9 protein-coding genes and 1 pseudogene are annotated in these 8,705 nt (G+C 60.5%); 7 read left to right on the forward strand and 3 right to left on the reverse strand.

Annotation, left to right across the window (positions count from 1 at the left end; genetic code table 11):
• Positions 1-174: 174 nt before the first annotated feature.
• On the forward strand, positions 175-1,689 hold the full coding sequence (locus HY696_08545; GenBank protein ID MBI4238448.1) for a hypothetical protein: 1,515 nt from the start codon (positions 175-177) through the stop codon (positions 1,687-1,689).
• Positions 1,686-2,918 carry a M20 family metallo-hydrolase gene (locus HY696_08550; GenBank protein ID MBI4238449.1) on the forward strand — a complete coding sequence of 411 codons (1,233 nt, stop codon included), beginning with the start codon at positions 1,686-1,688 and terminating at the stop codon, positions 2,916-2,918. The genes HY696_08545 and HY696_08550 overlap by 4 nt, the downstream gene beginning before the upstream one ends.
• 30 nt (positions 2,919-2,948) lie before the next feature.
• Here the strand turns inward: HY696_08550 and HY696_08555 are convergent.
• A pseudogene (locus HY696_08555) lies at positions 2,949-3,565 on the reverse strand (carbonic anhydrase).
• A gap of 471 nt (positions 3,566-4,036) precedes the next feature.
• On the opposite strand from HY696_08555, the gene HY696_08560 reads away from it, so the two are divergent.
• Positions 4,037-4,855, forward strand: a complete 819-nt coding sequence (locus HY696_08560) for a fibronectin type III domain-containing protein (protein ID MBI4238450.1) — start codon at positions 4,037-4,039, stop codon at positions 4,853-4,855.
• 62 nt (positions 4,856-4,917) lie between these two features.
• Here HY696_08560 and HY696_08565 read toward each other — a convergent pair whose 3' ends face one another.
• Positions 4,918-5,697, reverse strand: a complete 780-nt coding sequence (locus tag HY696_08565; GenBank protein MBI4238451.1) for a hypothetical protein — start codon at positions 5,695-5,697, stop codon at positions 4,918-4,920.
• Between the two features lie 244 nt (positions 5,698-5,941).
• On the opposite strand from HY696_08565, the gene HY696_08570 reads away from it, so the two are divergent.
• The gene (locus HY696_08570; GenBank protein MBI4238452.1) at positions 5,942-6,493 is read left to right on the forward strand and encodes an elongation factor P; all 552 of its coding nucleotides are present in this window, start codon (positions 5,942-5,944) and stop codon (positions 6,491-6,493) included.
• A 22-nt stretch (positions 6,494-6,515) separates the two neighbouring features.
• Here HY696_08570 and HY696_08575 read toward each other — a convergent pair whose 3' ends face one another.
• Positions 6,516-6,779, reverse strand: coding sequence for a hypothetical protein (locus HY696_08575; GenBank protein MBI4238453.1), 264 nt, complete (start codon positions 6,777-6,779; stop codon positions 6,516-6,518).
• A 293-nt stretch (positions 6,780-7,072) separates the two neighbouring features.
• On the opposite strand from HY696_08575, the gene HY696_08580 reads away from it, so the two are divergent.
• The 3 genes from HY696_08580 (at position 7,073) to HY696_08590 (ending at position 8,440) form a co-directional block, all read left to right on the forward strand.
• Positions 7,073-7,648 carry a hypothetical protein gene (locus HY696_08580; GenBank protein ID MBI4238454.1) on the forward strand — a complete coding sequence of 192 codons (576 nt, stop codon included), beginning with the start codon at positions 7,073-7,075 and terminating at the stop codon, positions 7,646-7,648.
• 45 nt (positions 7,649-7,693) lie between these two features.
• A complete protein-coding gene (locus HY696_08585) occupies positions 7,694-8,134 on the forward strand; it encodes a hypothetical protein (protein ID MBI4238455.1) in 441 nt (146 codons plus the stop codon).
• A gap of 72 nt (positions 8,135-8,206) precedes the next feature.
• Positions 8,207-8,440 (forward strand): J domain-containing protein, encoded by a 234-nt coding sequence (locus HY696_08590; protein MBI4238456.1) that lies wholly within the window; start codon positions 8,207-8,209, stop codon positions 8,438-8,440.
• The last annotated feature ends 265 nt before the right edge of the window (positions 8,441-8,705 follow it).

Consider the following 8,705-nt stretch of genomic DNA (forward strand, 5'->3'; position numbering starts at 1 on the left):
TCAAGCCGCACAGCGGCGTTGAGGGGGGGGACCCGACTGGCTTTGCCAGTCGGGGGGGCGACGCGAGCCCTTGTAATGTCGCGGCTCATACTGTGCAGCCGCAGAAATGTCCAATTGTTCCCGCTTTTGCGCTTGCACCGAAAGGGACGCGTGTTTAGTGTGCGCCCGCTTCTTATGCCGAAACACACGCAACCGCATGCGGACTGGCTCGAACGTGTCGTCGAGCGACGTGGACATGCCCCGGCCATCCCGCACAGCACATTAGCGCGTGTCCGGCCGAAGGCGTTTCTCACCGCGGAGCACGACGCGTTGATGAACGCCGTGCGGTACCTGAGTCACACCCGGGAAGCACAAGAGCAAGCTACGGAAATTGTCGAACTGCATAAACTCTCTCCCCGCTCCCTCACGGTGCCCAAAGATTTCGACCCGATCCTCGCCTTTCAGGAATTGAAGGCACAACGCGATCCGTCGATGCTGCCGTCGAATCCGGTCAATCGCGCATTATGGGCGCTTTCTCGCTTTGCCCACCTGCGCAGCGGCTACGACCTGATCAACCTCGGCGCCAACACCGGCGCGCGCGTGAAAGTCCCACGGTTAGTGGCCGGGACGACCATTACCATTGAAGCCGGCGCGGGATTCGTCCGCGTCACGCTACCCAGAGGGCTCTGGATTCGCTTCATTCATATGGCCACGCGGCCGTGGGGACTCGACGGCTGTCCTTATTGGCAAGCCGATCCGACGTTTGCCGCACCGGCCACCTTAGTGCCCCCATCCGGCAGCCAGGTTGAAAACACGTTTTTCACCGCCTTCCACGAAGGCCGCGGACTCCCGTTCACGGTCACCACTCATGGAAACAATACCCAGCTCCGCATTGGGCCGCTGGAGAATGACCCCATCGCGCGCGAACAGGCGCTCGCCTGCGCACGGGGGATCGTCCAAAGCCTCAGCCGGATGCCATGGGCTCGGCGCGCGTTGGGAGGCACAGCACTGAAACGGCTTCTCGCCAATAAATGCGTGGAACAGGTCAGTTTACACGCCAACCTTGTGACGATTTCTCAAGACGGAGTCCGCATCCATCTGTTGGCGGAAGAAGCCGCGCATTTTTTCTGCACCGCAACGCGTGCCGCACGCTCGACCGCCGACCCCTCAACCATTGGCCGCACTCCGTTGTTCACCCACGGTCTCCGTCTCGCCGTGGGCATCCGCGTCGCGCGCGGCATCGATCCACGGATGCCCGCCATTGCCGCCGCAGTGCTCCTCGCCCAGGCGCGCAACGCGGCGGAAGCGTTTTTGTTTCTCACCAGTCGCGATCGCGAGGCGCAAGGCATCGGGTGGCGCCTGGAAATCGGTCCATGCGCGTATTTCGGTCGCACGGTGCCGCGCCAATTTACGCACTGCTATTCCCCCTCCGTCGTCGTACGTCCGGAGGCACGTCATCACGAGGCGTTGGAACTCGTATTCGGCCCCGATGGGGAGCCCGCGTACTGCGGCACCTCTGCCGCCGGCACGCGGATCGTCGCAGCCCAATACTGGGGACCCGCATTCTTTGCGCTGTTGGCCCAGCCGGGACTCCGTGACCCGAGTCTCCATCACCTGGCCGAAGCACTGGAGGAACTCCACGCCGCGACAACAACCAGCCCGACCGCGACCACACCCACGACCGATCACCCAGCAAAAGGTCCGCTATGAAACCATCGCCACTCGACACCTGTTGGCAAGCGATTGACCGCTTGCACATACCTGCCATCGACAGCCTTTGCGAGCTGCTCCGCGTCCAGGCGCTCGGCCCGGAAAACGGCGGCCAAGGCGAATGGGAAAAATCGCAGTGCCTGCAGACGATGTTCGCCCCACTCGTCGACAACATCACGGCCGTGAACGCCCCCGATGCACGCGTCACCAGCGGGCAACGTCCGAATCTGATCGCGACGATTCGCGGACAAGGCACCGGACCCCGCTGTTGGCTGGTCGCCCACCTCGACACCGTCGCTCCCGGCCCGTTGGACGCATGGCACACGCCGCCGTTCGAGCCAACGCTGCGCGACGGCAAACTCTTTGCCCGCGGCGCCGAAGACAATCATCAAGCCATCGGCTCGCTGTTGCTGCTGGCCCGCGCCCTCCAGACGGAGCAACTGAAACCCCGGGGCGACCTTTGCTTCCTGTTCATTGCCGATGAAGAAACCGGCAGTAATTTCGGGATCAAATATCTGTTGGCACACGCCGATCCGTTTCGCGCCGACGACCTTGTCGTCGTCCCGGACGGCGGCAACGCCGAAGGCAACGTCATCGACGTCGCGGAAAAAGGGATTTTGCAGATGCGAGTAACGGTGCGCGGCAAAGGAGTCCACGCCTCGACCCCGCACCAAGGCCTGAACGCGCACCGGCTCGGGGCACAAGTCGTCTGTGCGCTGGAACAACTCCACACCCAATTCCCCCGACGCGACGACCATTTCGAGCCGCCGACCGCCACGTTCGAACCGACCAAAACCTTCTCGAACGACGTCTCGTACAACGCAATCCCCGGCGAACACCGCTTCGGCATTGACTCCCGCATGTTGCCAGGCATGACCGCCGCCGAAACCCTGCGTCACGTCACGGCGCTCGTCCAATCCGTCGTGCAGTCGGCCGGCGGAACCGCTACCGTCGAACCCGTGCAATCCATGGAGCCTGCCCCCGCCACGCCCGACAACGCCCCCGTCGCCCAACGCGTCCGCACGGCGGTGCAACAGGTCCTCGGCATCCCAGCCCATTTTATCGGAGTCGGCGGCATCACGATCGCCAGCTATCTCCGCGCCGCCGGATACCCGGCCGTCGTCTACACCAAAGTCGACGACACCCTGCACACGCCCAACGAATATTGCCGAATCGCGAATCTCGTCAGCGACGCCAAGGTCTTGGCACACGTGGTGTTGGGGGAATAACGCCGGACCGCCTTACCGCGCCGGCGCTGTCTACACACCGTCGAAGAAATCAACGACCCCAGTCTCCAGAGAATACTCGGCACCTACGACGCAGAGCCCCTCTCTCTGGATCAACTGTTCGAGCACTTCCGATCCGTCTCGCAGGTGGCTTGCAGAGACGCGGACGTTGGCCCGCACGGCCTGCTGCACCAGAGCTTGTGGGTCGTGTCTGAGTTCTGTCGCCAGTAAGCCCTCCACGGATGGACGAACACGGTCGATGATCGAACGCAGATTCCGCGACTGGTTATCCGTCGGTTGCTGCAGTGCTTCCAGGGTTGCCACAACAGCGCCGCACTGGGAATGGCCCAGAACCACTACCAGCCGTGTGCCAAACCGCGCTGCGGCGAACTCGACGCTGCCGATTTGAGAGGAAGCGACGATGTTTCCGGCAACGCGGATGACAAACAGGTCGCCCAGGCCTTGATCGAAGACCATCTCTGCCGGCACCCGTGAGCGGAACATCCGAGAACGATGGCAAACGGCTCCTGGCCTGCCGCCAATGCGCTGCGGCGCGTCTGGCTCGTGAGAGGGTCGCTGCTACGAGCGCCAGACACGAAGCGACGGTTCCCCTCTCGCAGGCGTTCAAGTGCCTCTCGCGCTGAGATCATCGATGCTTCACCCTCGTCCGGCGAACGTAATGTAGATGCCACGCGCTGATGGATCACCTGGCGGCACGATGCCGCAAGACGATACCTGCCATAACAGAACCCACTCAGACGGAGCAACCGTAATACTCTAGAAATTCCGACACTTCACTTCAGGAGGTCTCCGTCTGAGCCTCTCTGCCATCGCCGTAGTCGTCTACTTGGGGGGACCGCCATCTATGGGTCCAGAGAGTTGCATATGTCTCCGTCTGAAAGACTGAAAGGTTCTGAAAGGCTGGATGCAGGCCTGAGCAAAAGCACGGCTGCGAGCAACAGTTATTTGGCGGGTTGAACTGCACTTCACTGGTAGCAAGAGACCCAGGTGAATTCGGGGCGGCGAAGCCGGTCTCCCAGTAATTCTATAGCATTTTGCGACCGACTCCCTGGCACATCCCTTGCTTGTTAGTGCGATGAACCCCTGACCAGGAGTCGCCTATGGCTGCGCGCCCCCAATCTCGATTCCTACTGTGTCTTCTACTGCTAGGCCTCGCCGGCCTGCCACGCGCCACACTTGCCCGCGACCCAGTGCACACCCTCCGCGGAGGGCAACTCCTCTCCGCCGATGTGATCATGGAGATGGTCCGCGATGTCACGCCGGGCTTGGAAGAGACGCTCGTCGGCGGCATTTGGTCGACACAATGTTGGGATGGCTATACCGACGACATTGACGACCCCGATACCGGATTGCTGACCGTCAACACGCTGACCGATATCGACTACGAAAACGTGAGCGACGTGAATGACGGTTGTATCTTCGGCGATTCTCGGAACTTCAACAATTTCGCCGTGAACCAACCGACGTTCGATCGCTTCAAAATCATCGGCGAGCGGGCCTTTCTCGCGGCTTTTCATTACACGTATGACGACGGTTCCGGAAATCAGGGCAGTGATTTTGAAACCTGGTCCGTCCCGGAACTCACGGAGAACTCCGTCCTGTTGATTTCCGACAATGCCACCGTGCGGATGACCCGCATTAACACGCGCTCCGCGATCCCGACCGAGCCCGCCGTCTCGGCCAGCGGCCGAGCCATCACCCTCAGTTGGACCGACGCAAGCAGCGATGAAACCGGCTTCCGCATCCTGCGCAAGGACTCCGTCTCGGGCGATTTTGCTGAAATCGGCACGGCGAGTGCCGGCGCCACATCGTACAGCGACACCGTCTCGGCTGCCGGGACCTATTGGTACCGAGTCCGCGCCGTGAATGCGAACGGCGATTCGCTGGGCAGCATCGTCGTCTCGGTCACGGTCGAGTAACGACCCGCGCCGACTCACTGAGAGGGAAGCCAGGCAACGCATCACGCCAAGCAGCGCTGACGTTAGGCCCGCGGCAAGGTCAGCGTGACCCGTTGCATACGGCCGTGTCGCGGTCGGTCGGCAGTCGCCACGACACCAGCGACGGTGAAGAGCGCATGCCAATAGGGATCCTCGAGCCGCAACGGCCATGGAGCGGTCTCCCGCGTCGGCCATGCGGATGGGACGGCATGGGGATCAAGCCACAACGTCAAATGATCGCCACGGTATTCGCCATGCAGCGCCGTGGCCTCGAGGACATTGAGTATACTGCGGAGCAATTCGCCCCGGGTACGGGTGCTCCGGAATGCGATGCCACGATTTGACACCCAGGATAGCGCATCAGTGTTCACGGCACAGTCGCGAAAGCGCTGCGCCTGTGCAGCATCCCCGCCAGCCACGGCATTACTCCAAAGTCCCAGGATGCCAATTGTCCCACCAGCCTGGCTCCATGACGAGGCCATCAGATCGAGCGCTCCCCGACACGAACGCGGTGCGGTCTGTTTCCGCTGTGACCACTGGGCGGCATACGTCTGCACGAACTTTTGCAACGCCGCGATTCCGTCTCGCACCGCTTCGTGCTGCGTCGGCTGCTCGATCGCGCTCAAGATATCCACCATCGCCTTATCGATGGTGCGACACGCGGTGTCCGCGAAGTCCACAATGTCGCGCCAGAGCGGATCCGAGGGGATTTCACCGAACACTCGGGTCCGGAACGGCGTTGGCCGCCCTAACACGTCCCCACGCCACACGAGCGGACGACGCTCCACGCCGTTCATTGCCGCCACGGCTGTCCGTCGGCCCACATGGTCTGCAGCCAGCACGCGCCGCATTCTCGGCAACGCATCGCCCGCAAACTCACTGCGGACACGGATTTGCCGGCATGTCAAACCATAGACGCTTCTCATAGGGAGCGCGCTGTTACAGAGAAGCGAGCGATCGTGCAAGGAAAACTCGCTGTTCTGAAAACCCTCGATGCCCCGCCACCAGCGCAACACCCGCTCATCCCGCGCCTTTACAATCGCCCGCGAATATGGTGAACGCTGCCGGATGATTAATGCGACACAAATTCGAGTCGGCAATATCCTGCGAATCGACGGCGGGATCTTCCGCGTGATGACCGTGCAGCACATTACGCCCGGCAAGGGGAACGCGCAGGTCCAAGCGGATCTACGCAACCTGAAGACCGGCAATAAGAACAACATGCGGTTTCGCCCTGCGGAGACAGTCGAACGCGTCGACGCGGAAGAACGCGAAATGACGTTTTTATATCAGGACGGTTCGACCTATCACTTCATGGACACAGAGACCTGCGAGCAGCACGAACTAGCGGCGGAATTACTCGAAGACATGCGGCTCTATTTAAAGCCCGATTCCACGATCATCATGCTTATCTGCGACGGGGAGGCGTTGAGCATTCGCCTGCCGCTCAAAATGCGCTTTACCGTGACGGAGTGTGACCCGCCATCGAAAGGTTCTGCGGGCGCATTGAAAAACGCCCTCGTCGATACCGGCGCGCATTTCAAAGTGCCGCTCTTCATCAAACCCGGCGACGTCGTCGTCATCAATACCGAATCCGGCGACTACGTGGAGAAGGGGTAAAAATAGTCGTCGGGCTCGATCGCTATTTGAAGACTCGGAATTTACTCGTCCCCAAAAGCGTGGGAATGAACGACTGTTTGAGCGCCAGTAATCGGTCCAATGCGGACTCATGCCCATTCGGACGGAAGAGCAGAGGATGCAGCACTATCTCGGTGTTGCGGTAGAACACGTCAGCGGAGAAGTCGTCATAGGGCGTCGTCCCTTCCGCCCCTGCCTTTGGTGGTTGCGGTCCCGTCGCTGCGACGGCACCCAACACGGTTCCCCCCCATATCGCAAGTGGCCCCATAAACCCTCCTTTGTCGACTCACACTCCCGGCCTAGTCCCGGCCAGACCGCATGGCGAGCGAAAAATATAAGGACCCGATTTTTTAATAAGTCCGTCAAATGGCTGCCGTGACACGCATTGCCTCGGCACGATGACGCAAACCAGCACGCGTCGTCAGACAGCAACACCAGACGGAGCAAATGCAAAACCATGAAAATTCAGAGACTTCAATGCGTCTCCGTCTGGAAATTCTGGGGAGTGCGACTTCAGATCGCGCTTGTCTTTCCGAGTGCCTCGCATTAACCGACATGGCCATGAGGTCACTGCACGCACCACCCTTAACCACTCGCCGACACGGTTGCTTCGATTCCGCTGCGCAGCGGCGTTGGGAGCGGCGCAGCGCGACTGGTGTCCCGCCTACCTGTCATGGCGCCGCGCCCACATCACTGCACCGATTCACGGTAACTGCACCCGTGGTTTTTGTTGCAGCCCAAGCCTGGCCTTTTGCGGCCGCCGCACAACCGACATTCCGCGCGATCGATTCCACCGTGACGTATGATCCCGACGGGGAAATCGCGCAACTCATCACGAGCGTCTCGGTGGCAACCGCTGCTCTCCTCGCAGTCTGGTTGGCGCGGCGACTGCCAACGTACTATCGATCTGAGGGACAAGCTGCCGGCGTGCTCGCCGCCGGAGTCACCTGCGCCTTCAACCTCGGCTATATGGCCCATGGATTTATGCTGGATACCGGGTTCAACTATCTGTTGGCCAGCGGCGCGTGGCTGGCGCCGCTGTGGGTCGGTTGGAATCGGTGGCGGAGGTCCCACGGGCAACTCCCCTCGCCCCCTGCAATGCGAGTCGTGCGCAATGAAGGATTGCGGACCGAGTAACCATATCGGTCAACGACAACCGTGACCAATTGCAATCCGCACGATATGTGCAACCGACGACAATCACGATGGCGAAAATGGGCACTGCTGTTGGTCGCCAGCAGTGGCATCGGCTGGTATGGAACGGCGCCATTTCGCTCGCAACCGATTGTTCCAATCGGACCAGCGGAATCATGCCCCCCCAACCTCGCCGTGGCGCAATGGCCAGTGGCGCTCTGCGCACGGATCGATACGCCGGGAGACAACGGGCCGGTCACCATCACCGTCCTGGTCGATGGCAAATCCGTCGGGACGATCGTGTCCGACTATAACTACGACACGTTGATGAACGTCCCGGCCGGTTACACCTCTTATCGCTGGCTCGATGACGACTGGCATCTCGACCTGATTATCGATCCGCACAGCCTCCAGACCGGTCGACCGCTGTATTACGTCGGCAGTCGTACTGGCCGTCTGACCCCGCTACACGACACCAACATCCGCTGACTACCCTGGCAATACCGCCAGAAAAAACCAGACGGAGCAAACTGAATCCAGCTCCAATTCAGTGGCTTGCGATTGTCTCCGTCTGCAGGCTCCGAACAGCGGGTCGAGGAAACCCCAGAGCGGGAACACCTCTGGGCCCGATGGGTGCTAGGCGTAGCGCCGCGCGCCAGCGTCGCCGACATCAAGAAACGGTTTTGGGCGTTACGGATTCAATTTGCGCCCGAGACCCACCCGACCGAAGCTGAACGGTACACCGAGATTTCAAAAACCATTAACACTGCGTACGGCGTGTTAGTGCCGAAGTAACTGCTCGCGTCGCCGCCCACCTTGTTTACAACAGGCGAAAGATGAGACGACAGACTCAAATTGATAACGCCTGAGCATTAAAACACCCAGCGATTTACGATCGCCGGACAAAAAACTTATTAATAGAGACCTTTGCATAAGCCACATCAGAGATAAGTTTTTCTCATCGAACACAACATTTTCAGCAGAAAAAGATCACGACACCGTTTTACGAGAGCGCTGTTGGTTGCAGACTCCGTTTTTCTCCTGTCCTTCGTCTCCTCTG

Source organism: Deltaproteobacteria bacterium, from assembly GCA_016210045.1.
GTDB lineage: Bacteria > UBA10199 > UBA10199.

Excerpts from the sequence above, each read along its gene's own strand:
- HY696_08585 (MBI4238455.1), top strand. The coding sequence starts at position 7,694 with ATGTGCAACCGACGACAATCACGATGGCGAAAATGGGCACTGCTGTTG.
- HY696_08560 (MBI4238450.1), top strand. The coding sequence starts at position 4,037 with ATGGCTGCGCGCCCCCAATCTCGATTCCTACTGTGTCTTCTACTGCTA.
- HY696_08575 (MBI4238453.1), bottom strand. The coding sequence starts at position 6,779 with ATGGGGCCACTTGCGATATGGGGGGGAACCGTGTTGGGTGCCGTCGCA.
- HY696_08545 (MBI4238448.1), top strand. The coding sequence starts at position 175 with ATGCCGAAACACACGCAACCGCATGCGGACTGGCTCGAACGTGTCGTC.
- HY696_08550 (MBI4238449.1), top strand. The coding sequence starts at position 1,686 with ATGAAACCATCGCCACTCGACACCTGTTGGCAAGCGATTGACCGCTTG.
- HY696_08570 (MBI4238452.1), top strand. The coding sequence starts at position 5,942 with ATGATTAATGCGACACAAATTCGAGTCGGCAATATCCTGCGAATCGAC.
- HY696_08580 (MBI4238454.1), top strand. The coding sequence starts at position 7,073 with ATGAGGTCACTGCACGCACCACCCTTAACCACTCGCCGACACGGTTGC.